Here is an 18,852-nt window from a genome sequence, read left to right on the forward strand (position 1 = left end):
GCTGGTGGTCCCGCGTTATGGTTGAACTCCATTTTGTTTCGTCACCCCGGCGAAGGCCGGGGTCTTGCCGGTGCATACTGACGCGACGTTGAGATCCCGGCCTTCGCCGGGATGACGAGGAAGGGAAGCTGGCAACCAATGGTCTCACCCGCCGATGTGAATCATACGTTTAGCGGCGCAGAGCTCGACGAACTGCGCGCTTTTGGTACCGTCGAATCGCATCGCGCTGGCGAATTGCTCGTTGCAGAGGGGACGATGGCGCCCGATTGCATCGTCACCCTGTCGGGGCACACCGACATCTTTGCCTCGACCGATGACGGGCCAAAGCGCGTCGGGTGGATGGAGCGCGGGCAGTTTGCGGGTGATTTGTCGGTGCTGACGGGACAGCGGCATTTGTCGCGGGTCGAAATGGGGATCGATGGCGAAATCTTGCGGATCGCCCATGCGGATTTCCAGCGGCTGATCGCGGGCAATTCGCATTTTTCGGACATCTTCGTCCGAATTTTCGCGGCGCGGCGCGAGTTCAGCAACAGCCGCGGTTTTGCGGCGATCATCGTGATCGGCGCGGCGATGGACCGCAGCGTTTACGCCATGCGTGACCTGCTGACCAAGCATGGCGTCGCGCATCGATGGTTCGATCCCGCCGATGGCCCGGTTGCGGGGCATCTGATGACTGAGCGCGACTTGATCGCCGAGCAGTTGCCCGCGGTGATACTTGGCGCCGCCGACGTGCTGGTTCAGCCGACCCCGGAGCAGCTTGCGGCCGCGCTGGGGCTCGACCTGCTGCCCGACGGGGCGACCGCGGATGTCATTGTCGTTGGCAGCGGTCCCGGCGGGCTAGCGGCGGCTGTCTATGCCGCGTCTGAAGGGCTGACCGTGATTGCGATCGACGCGCTGGCGCCGGGCGGGCAGGCGGGGACATCGTCAAAGATCGAAAATTATCTTGGCTTTCCGACCGGCATTTCGGGCAACGAGCTGGCGCGGCGCGCGACGGTGCAGGCGCAGAAATTCGGCGCGCGGCTGGTGGCGCCGGTGCGCGGCGCGGCGATTGACCGCGATGGTGAGGCCTATTGCCTGAAGCTTGCCGATGGCCGCAAGCTGCGCAGCCGCGCGGTGGTGATCGCGAGCGGCGCGCAATATCAGCGGCTGCCGATCGACGACATCGAGCACTACGAAGGCCGCGGCATCTTTTATGGCGCCACCCCGATGGAGGCACAACTGTGCGGCAATGCCGAGGTCACGGTCGTCGGCGCGGGCAATTCAGCGGGGCAGGGGGCGATCTACCTCGCCAATGCGGCGCGCAAGGTGCATGTCATTTTTCGCCGCGCGTCGTTGCGCGAGACGATGTCCGAATATCTGGTCAAGCGGCTCGAGGAGCATCCGAACATCGAGCTGCACGCGATGACCGACGTCGTCGCGCTGCACGGCGCCGACGCGGGGGACGGGTGGCTCGACGGGATTACTTATCGCTGCCGTGAGACGGGGGCAGAGAGCGGTTGCGACTGCCGGTTCCTGTTCCTGTTTCTCGGCGCCCGTCCGAATACGGGCTGGCTGCCGAAGGAAATGGTGTGCGATGAACGCGGGTTTGTGAAGACCGGTGCCGACATAGCGCCGGTCGAGCTGGTCAAGGCGGGCTGGTCGCTGAACCGTATGCCGAGCCGCTATGAAACCAGCTGGCCGCGGATCTATGCGGTCGGGGACGTGCGCAAGGGATCGGTCAAGCGCGTGGCGTCGTCGGTGGGCGAGGGGTCGGTGGTGGTCAGCGATATTCACGCGGCGCTGGCGGAGATTGGCTCCGCCGAATTTTAGTGGTCATCCCGGCGAAGGCCGGGATTTCGACCTCGCTCAACGACGCACCGGCGAGATCCCGGCCTTCGCCGGGATGACGGAAACGGATCAACTCAGCCGCGTCTTGAAATCCTCATAGCCGAACTCGCGGATGAGTTTGAGCTCGTCGGTTTCGCTGTCCCACAACCAGATCGACGGCAGCGGGACACCGTTGAACGTATTGGTCTTCACCATTGAATAATGCGCCTGGTCGAGGAACGCGAAGCGCTGGCCGATGCGCGCACCGCCGGGGACACGGTAATCGCCGATGACGTCGCCCGCGAGGCAGGACGGGCCGCCGAGGCGCACCGGCATGCCTTCGTCGCCCTCGCCCAGCATCGCGGGACGATAGGGTGCCTCGATCACGTCGGGCATGTGGCAGGTCGCCGAAATGTCGGTGATGCCGATGGGCATGCCATTGTCGAACAGATCAAGGATCTCGCCGACAAGGATACCCGCGTCGAGCGCGATCGCTTCGCCGGGTTCGATCATCACGTCGCAGTCGGTTGCGGCGCGGACCTGTTTCAGGAAGGCGATCAGGTCGTCGACCTGATAATCGGCGCGGGTGACATGGTGGCCGCCGCCGAAGTTGATCCATTTGAGCTGGCCGAAAAAGGGCCGCAGCATCGGCTGGACGGCGTCCCAGGTGCGGGCCAGCGGCGGGAAATCCTGTTCGCACAGGCTGTGCATGTGGATGCCGTCGATGCCCTCCATATGGTCGGGCAGCAACTGGGTGACCGGAAAGCCAAGGCGGCTGCACGGCGCGGCAGGATCATATTTGGCGACCTCACCCTCGCTGTGCATCGGGTTGATGCGCAGGCCGATGTCGAAGGCCACGCCCTGCGTGCGCAATTGGTCGAGCAACGGGCGGAAGCGGGCGATCTGCCCGGGCGAGTTGAAGATCAGATGATCGGACAGCGCCGCGATTTCGGGCAGGTCGGCTTCCTTATACCCCGCGCAATAGGTCGCGACTTCACCGCCATATTCGGCGCGGCCCAGCTTGGCTTCGTACAGGCCGGACGCGCAAACGCCGTCGAGATATTCGGCGACCGTCGGGCCGAGTGACCACATCGAAAACGCTTTGAGCGCCGCGAGCACGCGTGCACCCGACGCGTCGCCGATATGGCGGAGCACCGACAGATTGGCGCGGACCTTTGCCGCATCGACGACAAAGGCGGGCGAGGGGACGCGGCTGAGGTCGAAGCTTGTGAAAGCTCCCGGATCGCCGGCACGGGTTTCCATGGGTTATCGGTTCCTATGCGACCGCAATCGGCCCCTTGAAGATGAAGAAAGCCCCCGCCGCAATCAGGACAAAGCCGACGAGATGGTTCACGGTCAGCTTCTCACCGAGCCAGAAGACCGCGAACCCCGCGAATATGACGAGGGTGATGACTTCCTGCAAGGTTTTGAGTTCGGCGGCGGTGTAAACGCCGTAACCGATGCGGTTGGCGGGGACCGCGAGGCAATATTCGAAAAAGGCGATACCCCACGCAATCAGCACCGCGAGCCACAGCGGCCGCGACATATCGCCGAGGTGGCCGTACCAAGCGAAGGTCATGAAGATGTTGGAGATGATCAGCAGCCCGATCGGGGCGAGATAGGCGGTCATGGCTGCTTCCAATCACAGGCTCCTGTACCCCTGCTTTCGCAGGGGCGCAGTTCGTTTAGAAATCCAGCGGTGCGTCCAATTCCTTCACCTGCCACGGCAGGCCGTGCTGGTTCAGCATCTCCATGAACGGATCGGGATCCATCTGTTCCATGTTGAACACCCCGTCGCCGCTCCACGTGTTCGTCACCATCATCGCGGCGCCGATCATCGCGGGGACGCCGGTCGTGTAACTCACCGCCTGATTGCCGGTTTCGGCATAAGCGTCTTCATGGTCGCAGATATTGTAGAGATAGAGCGTCTTTTCCTTGCCGTCCTTGCCCAGCCCGGTCGCGATGACGCCGATGTTGGTCTTGCCCTTCGTCGTCTCGCCCAGGCTCGAGGGTTCGGGGAGAACGGCTTTGAGGAATTGCAGCGGAATGATCTCGCGACCTTCATAGATCACCGGGTCGATGCGCGTCATGCCGACATTCTGCAGCACGTTGAGGTGGGTGATATAGGCCTCGCCAAAGGTCATCCAGAAGCGGATGCGCTGGATTTCGGGGAGGTGCGTTTTCAGGCTTTCGATTTCCTCATGGTACATGAGGTACATCGTCTTTTCGCCGACCGCTTCGAAGTCGAATGTCTGCTTGACCGACATCGGCGGGGTTTCGACCCAGTCGCCATTTTCCCAGTGGCGCGCGACCGCGGTGACTTCGCGGATGTTGATTTCGGGATTGAAGTTGGTCGCGAAATGCTGGCCATGATCGCCACCGTTGCAGTCGAGGATGTCGAGCGTGTCGATCCGGTCGAAATGATGTTTCTTGAGCCAGGTCGTGAACACGCTCGTCACGCCGGGGTCGAAGCCCGAACCGAGCAAAGCCATCAGCCCCGCATCCTTGAAGCGGTCGTGATACGCCCATTGCCAATGATATTCGAACTTCGCCTCGTCGCGCGGTTCGTAGTTGGCGGTGTCCATATAATGCGCGCCGGTCGACAGGCACGCCTCCATGATCGTCAGATCCTGATAGGGCAGCGCAAGGTTGACCACATGCGTCGCGCCGATCTCGCGGATCAGCGCTGCGGTCGCGTCGATATGGTCGGCGTCGACCTCGGCGGTCTTGATCGTCACGCCGGTGCGCGCCTTGACCGACTCGGCGACCGCATCGCATTTGAACTTGCGGCGGCTGGCCAACGTAATGTCCGGAAAGATGTCCGCGTTCATCGCCATCTTGTGCACCGCGACCGAGCCGACGCCGCCTGCGCCGATCACCAGAACCTTGCTCATCGAAAATCTCCTGCGCCTAGCTATGCGGCTTGTCTTGTATGCCCGGCCCTATAGGACGAAGCCATGACACAGCAAAGCCCCGATCCCCTCCTCGATCCCGCCCGCGCGCCGACGCTGGCGGGGGTCGAACGCGCCGCGGCGAAAGTCGCTGCATTACTGCCGCAAACACCACTTTTGCCGATGGAAATCGACGGGCGTACGATCTGGTGCAAGGCCGAATGCCTGCAACCGGTCGGGGCGTTCAAGATCCGCGGCGCCTGGCACCGCCTGACCGACCTGACGCCCGAGCAAGCGGCGGCCGGAGTGGTCGGGGTGTCGAGCGGCAACCATGCGCAGGGGGTCGCCTGGGCGGCGAAGCGGCTGGGCATTTCGGCGACGATCGTGATGCCGAGCAACGCACCCAAGATGAAGCTGGCCGCAACGCGCGCGCTGGGGGCCGAGGTGGTGCTGTACGACCGCGTGGCCGAATCGCGCGACGCGGTGGCGGCGAAACTGCTCGAAGCGAGCGGCGGGACGCTCGTCCATGCCTATGGCGATCCGTGGATCATCGAAGGGCAGGGGAGCGCCGGGATCGAGGCGCGGGCGCAGCTGGCGGCGCGCGGCATATCCGGACCCGACAAGGTTATCGCCTGTTGCGGCGGTGGCGGGCTGTCGGCTGGGCTGGCGCTCGCCTGTCCCGATGCGGAGATTATCGCGGTCGAACCCGAAGGGTGGGACGATGTGACGCGGTCGCTCGCAGCGGGGGAAATCTTGTCGGTCGAGGATCTGGCTTATCCGACCGAATGCGATGCGCTGCAAACGCCGCAGACCTGGCCGATCAATTTCGCGGTGCTGCAAGCGCGCGGGGTGCGCGGCACGGTTGTGACCCGTGCCGAGGTGCGCCATGCGATGCGGGTGGCGTTCGAGCGGCTGCATCTGGTGGTCGAACCCGGCGGTGCGGCGGCGCTGGCGGCGGTGCTGGCAGGCAAGGTGGACTTGGGCGAGGCGACGCTGGTCACCCTGTCGGGGGGCAATGTCGATCCCGGGCATTATGCTGAGATTTTGGCCGGATAAGCGGATATAGGTCACACTCCATGCGTTGCGATGGCGAAGGAGAAGCGAGATGAAAAAGAGCGTGATTCTGACTGGTGCGGCGACACTTATGTTGCTGACCGGGTGCGAAAAGGCCGAAGCCCCCGCGCCTGCCGAAACGGCGGCAACCGAAGCCCCTGTCGACACGGCGGCACCGGAAGAGGCCGCCGCTGCGTCGCATCGCTATGCCGCCTGGGCGGGCAAGTGGACCGGGGTGGAGGGCATGTATGTGACGATCACTCCCGGCGAGCCGGGAAAATACAAGCTGGAGATGCAGTCCGACCTCGACACCAAGGGATCGTATGACGGCAGCGACAGCGACGGGGGCATTGCGTTCACCCGTGGCACCGAAACGCTGACGCTGGCAGCCTCGACCGGCGATGCGACGGGCCTGAAATATCTGGCGGGCAAGAAGGATTGCCTGAAGGTCAAGGACGGCGAGGGTTATTGCCGCGATTGAATACCTAGGGTCCTTGTCATTGCGAGCGCAGCGAACCAATCCAGACTTGCGTAACCCGCTCTGGATTGGTTGGCCTACGGCCGCCTTCGGCTCGCTGCGCTCGCAATGACGACGGGGGAGGGGGGAAATGGACCAAGTTAGCGTTGCGACCGCAGCCGATCACCCCGCGCTGATCGAAACGCTCGCGCAGGCCTTCCGGACCGACCCGGCGCTGTCATGGATATTGCCCGACCCCGCCCACCGCGCGCGGGCGCTGCGTAGCCTGTTCCGCACCCTCGTCCCCGCCGACATGCGCGCCGGTGTTGCGTTGCGGTCGGCGGGCGACGAAGCGGCAGCGCTGTGGCGCGCGCCGGGGCAGGCACATGGCGGGACGCTGGAATCCCTGCGCACGGCCCTGCCGCTGATCGCCACCTTTGGTACCGCCTTGCCGCGCGGGCTGCGCGTACAGGGCGGCATCGACGCGCATCGTCCCAAAGGGTGCTTCTGGTATCTCCACTATGTCGGCGTGCGCACGGAGCATCAGGGAAAAGGTCATGGCGGACGGATCATCCGGGCGCAAACCGCGGTTGCCGACGCTGAACGACTGCCGTGCTGGCTGGAAACCGCGACGCCGGAAAATGTGTCGCTTTACGAGCGACTGGGCTTTGTCACGCAGGTCGAATGGGATGTGCCGGACGGCGGGCCGCATTTCTGGGGCATGATGCGGCCTGTGGCCTGATCGTCAGTCGTCGAACCCTATAAACCGGGCCGCTTCCGCAACGCTTTTGCGATTCGATACCACCGCATTGGCGGGAAAATCGTCGTCGGGCCAGCCGAGCGCGACGCAGATCATGATCACCTGATCGTCGGGGATTTTCGCATGCTCGCGCACCACCGGGCTTTGCATGATGCCCTGGCTGTTGATGACGCAGCCCAGCCCCCGCGACCATGCGGCATTGACCAGCGCGTTGGTGACCGCGCCGCAATCGAAGGGTGCGATGTCGCTGCCGAGCAGGACGCGGTCATAGGTGACGACGATGCTGACCGGTGCGTCGAACTGGCGGAAACCGCGCAGCACCCAATCCTGCCGCCCGTCCTTGTCATCGCGGTCGATGCCCATCGCGCCGAACAATTGTTTGGCGACCTCGATCTGGCGGCCGCGATGTTCGTCGGGGACGACGTTGAACGTCCGAAATTCGCGGCTGTCGGGCTTGCCCGCCAGGATACCGTCGGTGTTCCCGCGGCGGATCGCGTCGAGCGGTGCGCCGGTGACGACCGAGAAATTCCAGCACTGGTTGTTGTAGGACGAAGGCGCGCGCATCGCGACCTCGATGATCTCGGCGATCAGTGCCTTCGGGACGGGCTTGTCGAGGAAGCCGCGGATCGAGCGGCGCCCTACGACAATGGCGTCGTAAGCGGCAGCGGCTTTCACGCGGCCTTGCGCAGTTCGAGCCGGTCCCAGATTTCGACGAGTGCCTGCGTCAGCTCGCGCATCATCGCCTCGTCATGCGCCGGACCGGGCGTAAAGCGCAGGCGTTCGGTGCCGCGCGGCACGGTCGGGAAATTGATCGGCTGAACGTAAACGCCATATTCGGCGAGCAGGATGTCGCTGATCTTTTTCGCGCGCACCGGGTCGCCGACCATCAGCGGGACGATGTGCGTCGTCGAGTCCATCACCGGCAGGCCCGCGTCGCGAAAGCATTGTTTGAGATAAGCGGCGGCGGCCTGCTGCGCCTCGCGCTCGACGCTCGATTCCTTGAGGTGGCGGACGCTGGCCAGCACCCCGGCGACGAGCACCGGCGACAGGCTGGTCGTAAAGATAAAGCCGGGCGCATAGCTGCGAATGACGTCGATGATATTCCTGTCGGCGGCGATATAGCCGCCCATCACGCCGAACGCCTTGCCCAACGTACCTTCGATGATTGTCACGCGGTGGGCGGCTTCGTCACGGTCGGTAATGCCGCCGCCCCGCGGGCCGTACATGCCGACGGCATGGACTTCGTCGCAATAGGTGAGCGCGTTATATTTTTCGGCGAGGTCGCAGATCGCGTGGATCGGCGCGACGTCGCCGTCCATCGAATAGACGCTTTCGAACGCGATCAGCTTGGCTGCGTCGGGATCGTCCTGCGCAAGCAGTTCTTCGAGGTGATCGAGGTCGTTGTGACGCCATACGCGCTTTTCGCAGCCCGAATTGCGGATGCCGGCGATCATCGAGGCGTGGTTTAATTCGTCCGAATAGATGATGCAGTTCGGCAGCAGTTTGCCGAGCGTGCCGAGCGTCGCCTCGTTCGAAATATAGCCCGAGGTGAACAGCAGCGCGCCTTCCTTGCCGTGCAGGTCGGCAAGCTCAGCCTCGAGATCGACATGGTAATGGGTGTTGCCGCCAATGTTGCGCGTGCCGCCCGACCCGGCGCCGACATCGTGCAACGCCTCTTCCATCGCGGCGACGACCTTGGGGTGCTGGCCCATGGCGAGATAGTCGTTCGAGCACCAGACGGTGATCGGTTTCGGGCCATTGTGGCCGGCGAAGCAGCGGGCATTTGGAAAGGCGCCCTTGTTGCGGAGAATGTCGATAAAGACGCGGTAGCGTCCCTCTTCGTGCAGCCGGTCGATCGCGCGCGCGAAAATATCGTTGTAGTTCACGTTCCAGCCCCGCAGTCAGGTGCCAATATCAGGCCTTTGGCCGCTCCCTCGGGCGGCTGTTAACATGCGCGCCAATAACGGCGAAACGCCGCAAAGGCCAGTGCAAACGATTCGCAAATCACCGCGTCGATCAGTGTCATCGACGCACCGGGACGTTGACCGACAGCGCGGAAGTTGCGAACCACGGTTTCGGAAAGGAACGGTCCCGATGCGCCCGATCACCATCGCTTTGTTGTCGCTGGCTGCCGCGGGCGTGGCGGCGTGGCCCGCCCCCGCGGCGTCGCCCGCGCCGTTCGATGGTGCCTGGATGTCCTGCGAGACCTATCGCGGCGCGCGGATTTGCTCGTACAAATTGCTCGTGCAACGCGAAGAACGGCTTTGCGGGGTACAACGCTATTTCGCGACCAGCGCCTATTACGAACAACGGTTCGTCGGGACGGTGAAAGCGAATGTCGCACATATCGAGAAGATCTGCGGCGACCCGGGGTCGGAAACCGACACCTATTGCGCCGGGCAGGCGCCGGACGATGCCGCGCGCGTCGGATGGGGTACATCGGACGAAAGGCTGTTCCGGTGCCGCGGTCGCTTGCTGAGTGCGACCGGCGACGAGGCGACCAGTTGCCAGGGCGTCATGCGCGGTGCCGGGTTGCCGAAAGTGCACACGCTGGGTGGCGAGGGGCCAGACCCCGACGACCGTGCCTGGCTCGCCTCCTGCGCCGCCGGACGCGAATAGCGTTCAGATCGTTTCGATCCGGCCAATGCCATAGGGGGCGAGCGTCGCCAGCGGAGGCGGGAGGCGTTCGGCGCTGCGGGTAAAGGCGGCGATTCCGGGCGAGGCTGCGGCAGGCCAGGGCTGCCCGTGCGTCAGGTCCGCAACCCGCCGCGCGATGCCCTCGGCACCGTCGATCAGGCGCACGGACGGGCCGGCGACGGCCTGCAATTCGGCGGCGAGGAGCGGAAAGTGGGTGCAGGCAAGGACGATCACATCAATCGCGTCGCCGCCCGGCTGGTCGCGTAGGCCGCCTACCGCGCGTGCGATCACTTGGCGATCGACCGGCTCGCCGCACAATTTCGCTTCGGCGGCGGTCACCAGGCCGGGGCTGCCGTATCGCAGGACGCGCTTGTCCCCGGCAAAACGCGCGCTGAGATCGTCGACATAAGGCTGGCGCACCGTTGCCTCGGTCCCGAGCACGCCGATCGTGCCGGTCCTGGTGAGGGCAGCGGCAGGTTTGATTGCAGGGACGGTGCCGACGATCGGCAGGTCGAGCGCGGCGCGGACGTGGGCGAGGGCGATGGTCGAGGCGGTGTTGCACGCGATCACCGCCAGTCGCGGCTGATAGCGTTCGACCAGCCGCCCGAGCAGCGCCGGGACGCGCGCTGCCAGCTCGGCTTCGCTTTTCTGGCCGTAGGGCAGCCCAGCATAATCGGCGGCATAGACGATCGGCGCGGTCGGCAGCAGCGCGCGCGTCGGACCGAGAACGGTAAGGCCGCCGAGGCCGGAATCGAAGAACAGGATGGGGGCGTCGGCGGCGGGGTTCATGCGCGGCGCGTAGCAGGGGGGAGGGCAGTGCTCAATCGGTTCCGATTGTCCCAACGTCGCCATCCCGGCGAAGGCCCGGATATCATCGCCGCGGTCCGACCCAACGGCGAGGTCCCGGCCGTCGCCGGGATGACAAGGGATGATGCTTGTCCAATTCGGCGACAAAGGAATCCGAATCCGTTGCCTGCGCCCCCCAACTTCGCCACAACCCTCCCGAACGGAGCCAAGGAACATCATGACCGTCTATCTGCTGATTGCCGCTGGCTACCTGCTCGGCTCGATTCCCTTCGGCGTGATCCTGACCCGGCTGTTCGGCGCGGGTGATCTCCGCCAGATCGGTTCGGGCAATATCGGCGCGACCAACGTGTTGCGGACGGGGCGCAAGGGGCTCGCCGCCGCAACCCTGTTGCTCGACGGGGCAAAGGGGGCCGTGGCCGTCCTGCTGGCGCGCCACTTCGCCCCCGAATTGGGTGACCACGGCGCGATGATCGCGGGCGCCGCGGCGATGATCGGGCATTGCTATCCGCTGTGGCTGAAGTTCCGCGGCGGCAAGGGCGTTGCCACCTTGCTGGGACTTGCGCTCGCGCTCGCCTGGCCGATCGGGCTGGTGTTCGCGGCGGTGTGGCTGGGTGCGGTGCTGCTGCTGAAGATTTCCTCGCTCGGCGGGATGCTGGGGGCGGTTGCCGCGCCGATCGCGGCGCTGTCGCTGGGCTATCCAACCTATGCGATCGGCCTTGCCGGGCTTGCCGTTATCGTGCTGTGGCGGCACCGCGAGAATATCGCGCGGCTGCGCGCCGGGACCGAGCCGCGCGTCGGCGCGAAAAAGGACGGCGCTGCATGACGCATGCGGAACGGATCGCGCGGCTGCGTCTGATCCGCACCCCGCATGTCGGCCCGGTCAGCTGGCACCAGTTGATGCAGCGTTTCGGTTCGGGCGAGGCAGCACTCGACGCGCTGCCCGATCTCGTGCTGCGCGGTGGAGCCGGCAAGGTCCGGGTCGCAGCGCTGGACGTCGCGACGCGCGAGTTCGAGCGTGTTGCCGCGCTCGGCGCGCGCCACATCTTCAGCGACGAGGCCGATTATTCGCCGCTGCTGCGCGAGGTCGAGGGCGCGCCGCCGGTCATCATCGTGCGTGGCGACACCGCGATGCTGCGACGCCCTTGCGTCGCGATCGTCGGCGCGCGCAACGCCTCTGCTATTGCTTGCCGTTTTGCCCGCCAGCTCGCTGTCGACCTGGCGGCGCGCGATGTGACGGTGGTCAGCGGTCTGGCGCGCGGCGTCGATACGGCGGCGCATGTCGGCGCGCTCGGTGGATCGACCGCTGCGGTGATCGCCAGCGGCATCGACATCGCCTTTCCGCCCGAAAACGCCGCGTTGCAGGAAAAGATCGCCACCGACCAGCTGCTGATCGCCGAACAGCCGCCGGGCAGCGAGCCGCTGGCACGCCACTTTCCATCGCGCAACCGGATCATCGCCGGGCTGGCGCACGGCACGGTGGTCATCGAAGCCGCACCGCGCTCGGGGTCGTTGATCACCGCGCGCCGCGCCGGCGACTATGGGCGCGAGGTGATGGCGGTGCCCGGCTCGCCGCTCGACCCGCGCGCGCAGGGCTGCAACCTGCTGATCCGCGAAGGCGCGACGTTGGTCCAGAATATCGACGATGTGATCGAAGCGGTAGGGCCGATCGATACGCGCATGGTACGCGAGGGCGCCCTCCCTGCCTTCGATTTCTCGGTCGAGCCGTTGTGCTCGGCGGAAATACGTGATGCCGAACGTAGGGAAATAATCGATCTTCTCGGTCCCACGCCAGTAGCTGTCGATGAAGTCATCCGCCAATCCGGTCACCCCGCATCGGCAGTCCAACTGGTCCTTCTTGAACTCGAGCTGGCCGGGCGCCTGGAACGTCATGCCGGTTCCCGTGTTAGCGCAGTCTGACTGGCCGATCAGGGGACGTAACGCTTCGCTCGAATCCAGCGCGAGGCGATATATTTCGTCCCGCTGAGGACCGGCATTCCGCAATGTTCCGACATGGGATCAACAGCACCATCATCCAGCGTATTGCGGAAAAGCAGCAGATCGCCCTTTCGCGCCTTGAACTTCAGCGGTGTTTTGACGAAGCTCGTTTCACCACCTTTGTAATCGTGGTTCAGGTAGATGAGCGCGGTCGCGACGCGCTGATTTTCCAGCTGCGGATTGAAATCATAGTGTGCGCGATACTGCTGGCCGGTGCGATACCGTAATAACTGGATCGCCTCGCCATGATCAGCGGGAATGCCCGCAACAGCAGCGATCCGCCGATTGATCGCGTGGACAACCGGGTCTTCGATCAACCAGTGAATGGTAAATTCGTCGCTGTTGCGTATCGGGTCGAGCCGGGTCCCGCCGCGGCCGTCATTGATCTGCGCCGGCCGATAATTTTTGCCGCCGACGTCGAGAAGATAGGAACATTCGGCCGCTGTTGCGAAGGCAGGAAAGCGCAGCACGTCAGGGGATTCGGCCAATCGCTCGGGCTCCCGGCATCGCTCGGGCTCGCCCGTCGGTGTCAGCGCCATCTTTCCGAGCAGTTCTAACTGGATCCTTCGCCGCGGATCGATGGCGACCTCACCAGGCATCCGCGCCAGCGCCGTAAGCCAGTCGCGCGAGCCGGCGATGCCGTTGGCGAGCAGGTTGGTGGCAAGTACCCGCGCCGCGGGATGTCCCGCCTTGCCGGCAAGTTCAAATTGAACCCGCGCCGCTACCGGGTCGGAACCCAATATCCCGCCGCTCCACAGGTTTCGGGCCAGCACGAACAAGCCGTCGCGATCGCCCTTCGCGGCAAGTTGCCGGATGAGCAAAATCGCTTCTTCTGTGTGGCCGGCGCCGACGAGTGCCTCGGCGCGAGCAAGGACCGGGTGTGGTTGCTGGGGGCGATGCTGCGTTGCCATGCAACGCCCCTTAGCGCGCCACGTCGCTGTATGACAATGTGATCGAGCACACAGACGACCCACCGCAGTTCACCCACCGTTCACCGCAGCGGCCGCAATTGACAGGCGGGTTCGCGTCATCCGACCAGGCATTTTCCGGGGAGCGTTCATGACCAACAGATTTCTGACATCGACGACAATATTTGCGGTTCTGGCGACGGGCGCTGGTCCGATACCGATCACCGCTATCCAGGCCAGGGAGGCGCCCCAGCAGGGCTATTGCCGGAACGCGGGCCCGTTGCCGCAACTAGCCCCCGAATCGCAGTGGCAGGCGCAGCAGTCTAACGATGGTCCCAGAGCGATGGGCGGTAAGCGTGATCGGGGCAGCCGGATCGAAGCAGTGCCCCCGCCACCACCTCCGCCGCCCGCGCCCCCGCCGCCGGTGATGGCGCCGCCGCCGGTCGCGATGGATTCCAGTGGATCTGCAGAGGTTGTTGTCACCGGCTCGCGCGTCGGCGCGGAAAGCGCCTCGTCCGCGGGACGCGGTGCGGACATGGCTGCCGAGGCGCCGGCGCCAGGTTCGATCGATGGGGCGCGCATCCTGCCGCCGCGGCCCTATCCCCGTCCCCAACCGCAGTCGGGTATTTTGACCGCCGGTGAGCATGATGATTTGTTGAACCCGGAGCTGTATGCGGCCTACGTCAATCGGAACGGCAATCTCGGGCAACAGATCCGCGATTTGCCGCGCGTCGATACGATGCGGATGGTGACGGTCCAGATCCGTGATCGCGCCGGCCGTGCAGTCCCCTTCGCCGACGTCGTCGTGACGTGCAGTGACGGCAACAGCATCACAATGGCAACGCAGGCGGACGGCACCGCGGTTTTCTTTCCCGGTCTCGACCGGCTGAGCGAACAGGTTACCGTGTCGGCGCGCAAGGCGGGGCGAACAATCGCCGACGCGCGGCCGATCATCGTCGCCAATGCGCCCGGCGGCCAATATGTCGGGCTGACAGCGACCGAGGCGGCAACGCGGGCAACCAAACTCGACCTCATGCTGGTGATCGACACGACCGGCAGCATGGGCGACGAAATCGCCTATCTGCAATCCGAATTGCGGTCGATCATTAGCGCCATTTCGGCCAAGCACCGCGATCTCGATATCCGGATCGGTTTTGTGTTCTACCGCGATATTGGTGACGAATATGTCACGCGCACCGTGGCGTTCGATCGCGACATCGGCCGCGTTCAGGGCGTCCTGGCGCGGCAGAATGCCAACGGCGGCGGCGACTATCCCGAGGCGATGGACCAGGCGATGATCCGCGCGGTCGGACAGGACTGGCGCCCCGACGCGGTCAAGTCGCTCTTGCTGGTCGCCGACGCGCCGCCGCACGACGACAAATTTGGCCGGACGTGGGCGGCGGCCGAGGCCGCGCGCGCCAAACGCATTCACATCACGCCGGTCGCCGCGTCGGGGGTCGCCGACAAGGCGGAATATGCGATGCGCGCGATGGCGGCCGCAACCCAGTCGCGGTACCTGTTCCTGACCGACGACAGCGGTGTCGGCAACCCGCACGCACCGCCGGCGGTCGACTGCTATCTGGTAACCCGCCTCGACGCGCTGGTCCGCCGGGTGATCGACAGCCAGATCAGTGGCCGCCGGATCGAGCCTGACAAACAGGAAATTATTCGCAGCGTCGGCAATTACGACGCCGGCAAATGTATCCTGCCCGCCGATTTCAAATGGCAGAACGGGTGAAGGCTTCGCACATCAGGCCATCTTATCCTCCATCTGGATGATGCGGCGACCGCAGCCGCCTCGATAACTTGCCTCGCGGTCCGGTTGAGTCGGGCCGCGGGGCAGGGCATCGAGGGGGTTTACGATGAAACGACTATTATCGGCATTGGCCGTCTTGGCGCTGCTAGCGCAGCCCGCAGTGGTTGCGGCGAATGGAAAGGAACCGGTCAAGATCGCCGGCCCCGCCAACGCCAAGGGCGTTACCATCGTTGCCGTTGGCGCCTTCAACGTCGGCTTTATCTTTGAATCGACCGATCAGACCAAAGCCACCGGCGGACTGATGGGCGCATTCGGCGGCACCACCAAGGCGAGGAGCGAACTGGTCGGGGTGACGCCAGAAATGATGCAGGCGGTGACCGACGCGGCCTATGCCGATTTTGTCGCGCAGCTGACGGCGAGCGGATATGTTGTGCAGCCGGCTGCCGACCTGTTCGGCCATGCTGCACTCGCCCGGATCAAATCGCAGGATGCGCCGCTCGACATCAATATCGCGCTCGAAAAGGGCAGCAAGGGCAAGGCGACCTATTTCAAACCGTCGGCGTTGCCGTCGCTGTTGATGATCCCCGGTGATTTCCTGGGATCGGGGATGAGCAGCATGGGAATGAACATGGCGGCGGGACAGTCGGGCATGGCGTTCGCCAATTATGCCAAGGCCGCCGGGGTCGGGGTGATCGACGTCGTCTATCTGATCGATTTTTCGGAACAAAAGCGTCCCGGCGCGTTCAGTTTTGGCGGCTTGCAGGTCAACAGCGGCCTGTCGGTGACCGCCGACTATTCGCGGATGACGTTGATCGCGCCGAGCGGTAAACAGTCGGTGATTACCGTCAAGGCGCCGGTCGCGGTCGAGGGCGAGTTTGTCGAAAAGGCCGATGCGTCGAGCGGCACCGACAAGGCGCTGCAGTCCGGCGCGAACGTCGCGGGCGGTCTGGCTGCGGTTGCGGGTCTTGGCGGGATGCGTTTCGGCAAGACGCGCAAGTTCCAGTTCACGGCGAAGCCCGGCGCTTATGAAGAGGGTGCGGCAAAGGCCGCCAGCCTGGCCAGCGCGCTGCTGATCGGGCGATTGGGCACGCTGCGCTGATCCTTGCTATCGTGCCCGCCCCGGCGGGGACGATGCAGCGCCGCAATCCCTCTTGACGGCGACCGCCAAGCCCCGCCACCCTCGCGCGTACGTACGTGAGGTTTATCGGGGAACGAATTTTTCCATGCAGTTGGTCATTGTGGAATCGCCCGCCAAGGCGAAGACGATCGAGAAATATCTGGGACGCGATTTCAAGGTGCTGGCCAGCTATGGCCATGTCCGCGACCTGCCGCCGAAGGACGGGTCGGTCGATCCCGACGACGGCTTTGCGATGCAGTGGCAGCTGTATCCCGACAAGACGAAGCGGATGAAGGAAATTCAGGACGCAGCCAAGGGCGCCGACCGCCTGATCCTCGCGACCGACCCTGACCGCGAGGGCGAGGCGATCAGTTGGCATGTGCAGGAATTGCTGCGCAGCAAAAAAGCTCTGCCGGCCGCGGTCGACCGCGTGACGTTCAACGCGATCACCAAGCAGGCGGTGACTGACGCGATGGCGCATCCGCGCGCGCTCGACACCGACCTGATCGACGCCTATCGCGCGCGCCGGGCGCTTGACTATCTCGTTGGTTTTACACTGTCACCCGTGCTCTGGCGCAAGCTGCCGGGTGCCAAATCGGCGGGCCGCGTCCAGTCGGTCGCGCTGCGGCTGGTGGTCGAACGCGAGCGCGAAATCGAAGCTTTTGTTGCGCAGCAATATTGGTCGGTCACCGGCCTTTTCGAAATGGGGGGCACGCCGTTCAAGGCGCGGCTGTCGCGTTGGAAGGGCGACAAGATCGAGCGGCTGTCAATCACCAGCGAAGCCGACGCGCGCGCCGCCGAGACCGATGTGAAGGCGGGCCATTTTACCGTCAATACGGTCGAAACCAAACCGCTGACGCGCAACCCGCCGCCGCCTTTCACCACCTCGACCTTGCAGCAGGAAGCGGCGCGCAAGCTGGGTTTTTCCGCCAGCCACACGATGCGGATCGCGCAGGCGCTCTACGAGGATGGCGCGATCACCTATATGCGGACCGACGGCGTCCAGATGGACGGCAGCGCGATCAGCGCCGCGCGGAAAGCCATCGCGACGCGCTACGACGGCGGCTATGTCCCCGATCAGCCGCGGCAATATCAGACCAAGGCGAAGAATGCGCAGGAAGCGCACGAGGCAATCCGCCCGACCGACTTTTCGAAGGACAAGGCGGGCAGCGGCGATCACGCGCGCCTCTACGAGCTGATCTGGAAGCGCGCACTCGCGAGCCAGATGGCGTCGGCGCGGCTCGAACGCACCAGCGTCGACCTCTCCGATGGCACGGGCAAGACGGTGTTGCGCGCGACCGGGCAGGTGGTGAAATTCCCCGGCTTCCTCGCGCTCTATGACGAAGGCCGCGATGATGCCGATGACGAGGACGCACGTTTGCTCCCCGCGATGGCGAAGGGCGACGCGCCCGCCAAGACCGGGGTCGAGGTCGAAAGCCACGAAACCCAGCCGCCGCCGCGCTATTCGGAAGCAAGCCTGGTCAAGAAGATGGAGGAGCTCGGCATCGGGCGCCCGTCGACCTATGCCTCGATCCTTCAGGTGCTCAAGGACCGCGCCTATGTGACGGTGGAGAAGAACCGCTTCATTCCCGAGGAGAGCGGGCGGCTACTTACGGCGTTCCTCGAACGCTTTTTCGAACGCTATGTCGGCTATGATTTCACCGCCGGGCTGGAGGAAGAGCTTGACGATGTGTCGGGCGGCCGCGCGCAATGGCAGGCGGTGCTCGAACGCTTCTGGCGCGATTTCAAGCCGCGCACCGGCGAAGTGATGGAGCAGAAGCCGTCGGAGATCACCGCGGCGCTCGACGAATTTCTCGGCCCCTATCTCTTCCCCGACAAGGGCGACGGCAGCGACCCGCGACTCTGCCCCAATTGCGGCACCGGGCGGCTCGCGTTGCGCGGCGGCAAGTTCGGCCCATTCATTGCGTGCAGCAATTATCCCGACTGCAAATTCACCCGCAAATTCGCGCAGCCGGGCGGCAGCGATGCGGGCGACACCGGCCCCGAGACGCTCGGCACCGACCCCGACAGCGGGCTGGAAGTGACCAAGCGCAGCGGGCGTTTCGGCCCCTATGTCCAGCTCGGCGATGGCAAGGAGGCGAAGCGTTCGTCGATCCCGAAAGATATCCCGGGCGAGGATTTCGACCTCGATTACGCGCTGCGTTTGCTCAGCCTGCCGCGCGAGGTCGGGGTGCATCCCGAAAGCGGCAAGCCGATCATGGCGGGGCTGGGGCGCTATGGCCCCTATCTGCTCCACGACGGCAAATATGCCAAGCTGACCGGCACCGCCGAAATCTTTGACATCGGCATGAACGCCGCGGTCGTGCGCATCGCCGAGGCCGCCGCAGGCGGCGGGCGCGGGCGGACCAAGGCCGAACCGCTCAATACCTTCGGCCCGCACCCGACCAGCGGCGGCGAGATGAAGCTGATGGAGGGACGATTTGGACCCTATGTCACCGACGGCACTACCAATGCGACGCTTCCCAAGACCGCCGATCCCGCCGCACTGACACTGGAAGAAGCAATCGCGCTGATCGACGCGCGCGCGGCGAAAGGGCCGGCCAAGGGCAAGAAAAAGGCCGCCCCGAAAAAAGCAGCGGCCAAGAAGGCGCCGGCAAAGAAAAAGGCTGCGGCGACGAAGAAAGCGGCGAGCTGACTGGTCGCG

17 protein-coding genes are annotated in these 18,852 nt (G+C 64.7%); 10 read left to right on the forward strand and 7 right to left on the reverse strand.

Features of this window, described 5'->3' with window-relative positions; all coding sequences use genetic code 11:
- Window positions 1–156: 156 nt before the first annotated feature.
- Complete coding sequence (locus IR187_RS00140; RefSeq protein WP_324187618.1) at window positions 157–1,809, forward strand: FAD-dependent oxidoreductase; 1,653 nt, start codon at window positions 157–159, stop codon at window positions 1,807–1,809.
- A gap of 87 nt (window positions 1,810–1,896) precedes the next feature.
- On the opposite strand, the gene IR187_RS00145 is transcribed toward IR187_RS00140, so the two are convergent.
- Genes IR187_RS00145 through IR187_RS00155 form a run of 3 tightly spaced genes read right to left on the reverse strand, consistent with a single transcriptional unit; the run spans window position 1,897 to window position 4,700 of the window.
- Window positions 1,897–3,069: a carboxynorspermidine decarboxylase gene (locus IR187_RS00145; protein ID WP_194952657.1), complete on the reverse strand. Its 1,173-nt coding sequence runs from the start codon at window positions 3,067–3,069 to the stop codon at window positions 1,897–1,899.
- A 13-nt stretch (window positions 3,070–3,082) separates the two neighbouring features.
- On the reverse strand, window positions 3,083–3,436 hold the full coding sequence (locus tag IR187_RS00150) for a DMT family protein (protein WP_194953012.1): 354 nt from the start codon (window positions 3,434–3,436) through the stop codon (window positions 3,083–3,085).
- A gap of 55 nt (window positions 3,437–3,491) precedes the next feature.
- Entirely contained in the window at window positions 3,492–4,700 is a 1,209-nt protein-coding gene (locus IR187_RS00155; RefSeq protein ID WP_194952659.1) for a saccharopine dehydrogenase family protein, read from the reverse strand.
- Between the two features lie 63 nt (window positions 4,701–4,763).
- Between IR187_RS00155 and IR187_RS00160 the strand changes: the two genes are divergently transcribed.
- From IR187_RS00160 to IR187_RS00170, 3 genes are all read left to right on the forward strand, one after another.
- On the forward strand, window positions 4,764–5,753 hold the full coding sequence (locus IR187_RS00160; protein WP_194952661.1) for a threonine ammonia-lyase: 990 nt from the start codon (window positions 4,764–4,766) through the stop codon (window positions 5,751–5,753).
- A gap of 49 nt (window positions 5,754–5,802) precedes the next feature.
- Window positions 5,803–6,231, forward strand: coding sequence for a hypothetical protein (locus IR187_RS00165; RefSeq protein ID WP_194952671.1), 429 nt, complete (start codon window positions 5,803–5,805; stop codon window positions 6,229–6,231).
- Window positions 6,232–6,358: 127 nt separating this feature from the next.
- Window positions 6,359–6,949, forward strand: a complete 591-nt coding sequence (locus IR187_RS00170; protein ID WP_194952673.1) for a GNAT family N-acetyltransferase — start codon at window positions 6,359–6,361, stop codon at window positions 6,947–6,949.
- Between the two features lie 3 nt (window positions 6,950–6,952).
- Here the strand turns inward: IR187_RS00170 and IR187_RS00175 are convergent, their stop codons facing one another.
- Together IR187_RS00175 and hemA are read right to left on the reverse strand one after the other, a co-directional pair.
- Entirely contained in the window at window positions 6,953–7,642 is a 690-nt protein-coding gene (locus tag IR187_RS00175; protein ID WP_194952675.1) for a nitroreductase, read from the reverse strand.
- Window positions 7,639–8,853 carry a 5-aminolevulinate synthase gene (hemA, locus tag IR187_RS00180; protein ID WP_194952676.1) on the reverse strand — a complete coding sequence of 405 codons (1,215 nt, stop codon included), beginning with the start codon at window positions 8,851–8,853 and terminating at the stop codon, window positions 7,639–7,641. Before hemA ends, IR187_RS00175 begins: the two co-directional genes overlap by 4 nt.
- Window positions 8,854–9,061: 208 nt before the next feature.
- Here hemA and IR187_RS00185 point away from each other — a divergent pair, with 208 nt between their 5' ends.
- On the forward strand, window positions 9,062–9,586 hold the full coding sequence (locus IR187_RS00185) for a hypothetical protein (RefSeq protein WP_194952677.1): 525 nt from the start codon (window positions 9,062–9,064) through the stop codon (window positions 9,584–9,586).
- A gap of 3 nt (window positions 9,587–9,589) precedes the next feature.
- Here the strand turns inward: IR187_RS00185 and murI are convergent, their stop codons facing one another.
- Complete coding sequence (murI, locus tag IR187_RS00190; protein ID WP_194952678.1) at window positions 9,590–10,393, reverse strand: glutamate racemase; 804 nt, start codon at window positions 10,391–10,393, stop codon at window positions 9,590–9,592.
- Between the two features lie 235 nt (window positions 10,394–10,628).
- Between murI and plsY the strand changes: the two genes are divergently transcribed.
- Together plsY and dprA are read left to right on the forward strand one after the other, a co-directional pair.
- The gene (gene plsY / locus IR187_RS00195) at window positions 10,629–11,234 is read left to right on the forward strand and encodes a glycerol-3-phosphate 1-O-acyltransferase PlsY (RefSeq protein WP_194952683.1); all 606 of its coding nucleotides are present in this window, start codon (window positions 10,629–10,631) and stop codon (window positions 11,232–11,234) included.
- On the forward strand, window positions 11,231–12,328 hold the full coding sequence (gene dprA / locus IR187_RS00200) for a DNA-processing protein DprA (protein WP_194952693.1): 1,098 nt from the start codon (window positions 11,231–11,233) through the stop codon (window positions 12,326–12,328). Before plsY ends, dprA begins: the two co-directional genes overlap by 4 nt.
- Window positions 12,329–12,336: 8 nt before the next feature.
- Here the strand turns inward: dprA and IR187_RS00205 are convergent, their stop codons facing one another.
- Window positions 12,337–13,317, reverse strand: coding sequence for a 2OG-Fe(II) oxygenase (locus tag IR187_RS00205; RefSeq protein ID WP_194952695.1), 981 nt, complete (start codon window positions 13,315–13,317; stop codon window positions 12,337–12,339).
- Between the two features lie 148 nt (window positions 13,318–13,465).
- Between IR187_RS00205 and IR187_RS00210 the strand changes: the two genes are divergently transcribed.
- The 3 genes from IR187_RS00210 (at window position 13,466) to topA (ending at window position 18,843) form a co-directional block, all read left to right on the forward strand.
- Entirely contained in the window at window positions 13,466–15,052 is a 1,587-nt protein-coding gene (locus IR187_RS00210; RefSeq protein WP_228765421.1) for a vWA domain-containing protein, read from the forward strand.
- Between the two features lie 124 nt (window positions 15,053–15,176).
- Window positions 15,177–16,169 carry a hypothetical protein gene (locus IR187_RS00215; RefSeq protein WP_194952697.1) on the forward strand — a complete coding sequence of 331 codons (993 nt, stop codon included), beginning with the start codon at window positions 15,177–15,179 and terminating at the stop codon, window positions 16,167–16,169.
- Between the two features lie 124 nt (window positions 16,170–16,293).
- On the forward strand, window positions 16,294–18,843 hold the full coding sequence (gene topA, locus IR187_RS00220) for a type I DNA topoisomerase (protein WP_194952699.1): 2,550 nt from the start codon (window positions 16,294–16,296) through the stop codon (window positions 18,841–18,843).
- The last annotated feature ends 9 nt before the right edge of the window (window positions 18,844–18,852 follow it).

The organism is Sphingopyxis solisilvae (assembly GCF_015475875.1).
Taxonomy (GTDB): domain Bacteria; phylum Pseudomonadota; class Alphaproteobacteria; order Sphingomonadales; family Sphingomonadaceae; genus Sphingopyxis; species Sphingopyxis solisilvae.

Excerpts from the sequence above, each read along its gene's own strand:
- IR187_RS00145 (WP_194952657.1), bottom strand. The coding sequence starts at position 3,069 with ATGGAAACCCGTGCCGGCGATCCGGGAGCTTTCACAAGCTTCGACCTC.
- IR187_RS00150 (WP_194953012.1), bottom strand. The coding sequence starts at position 3,436 with ATGACCGCCTATCTCGCCCCGATCGGGCTGCTGATCATCTCCAACATC.
- IR187_RS00155 (WP_194952659.1), bottom strand. The coding sequence starts at position 4,700 with ATGAGCAAGGTTCTGGTGATCGGCGCAGGCGGCGTCGGCTCGGTCGCG.
- IR187_RS00160 (WP_194952661.1), top strand. The coding sequence starts at position 4,764 with ATGACACAGCAAAGCCCCGATCCCCTCCTCGATCCCGCCCGCGCGCCG.
- IR187_RS00165 (WP_194952671.1), top strand. The coding sequence starts at position 5,803 with ATGAAAAAGAGCGTGATTCTGACTGGTGCGGCGACACTTATGTTGCTG.
- IR187_RS00170 (WP_194952673.1), top strand. The coding sequence starts at position 6,359 with ATGGACCAAGTTAGCGTTGCGACCGCAGCCGATCACCCCGCGCTGATC.
- IR187_RS00185 (WP_194952677.1), top strand. The coding sequence starts at position 9,062 with ATGCGCCCGATCACCATCGCTTTGTTGTCGCTGGCTGCCGCGGGCGTG.
- murI (WP_194952678.1), bottom strand. The coding sequence starts at position 10,393 with ATGAACCCCGCCGCCGACGCCCCCATCCTGTTCTTCGATTCCGGCCTC.
- plsY (WP_194952683.1), top strand. The coding sequence starts at position 10,629 with ATGACCGTCTATCTGCTGATTGCCGCTGGCTACCTGCTCGGCTCGATT.
- dprA (WP_194952693.1), top strand. The coding sequence starts at position 11,231 with ATGACGCATGCGGAACGGATCGCGCGGCTGCGTCTGATCCGCACCCCG.
- IR187_RS00205 (WP_194952695.1), bottom strand. The coding sequence starts at position 13,317 with ATGGCAACGCAGCATCGCCCCCAGCAACCACACCCGGTCCTTGCTCGC.
- IR187_RS00210 (WP_228765421.1), top strand. The coding sequence starts at position 13,466 with ATGACCAACAGATTTCTGACATCGACGACAATATTTGCGGTTCTGGCG.
- IR187_RS00215 (WP_194952697.1), top strand. The coding sequence starts at position 15,177 with ATGAAACGACTATTATCGGCATTGGCCGTCTTGGCGCTGCTAGCGCAG.
- topA (WP_194952699.1), top strand. The coding sequence starts at position 16,294 with ATGCAGTTGGTCATTGTGGAATCGCCCGCCAAGGCGAAGACGATCGAG.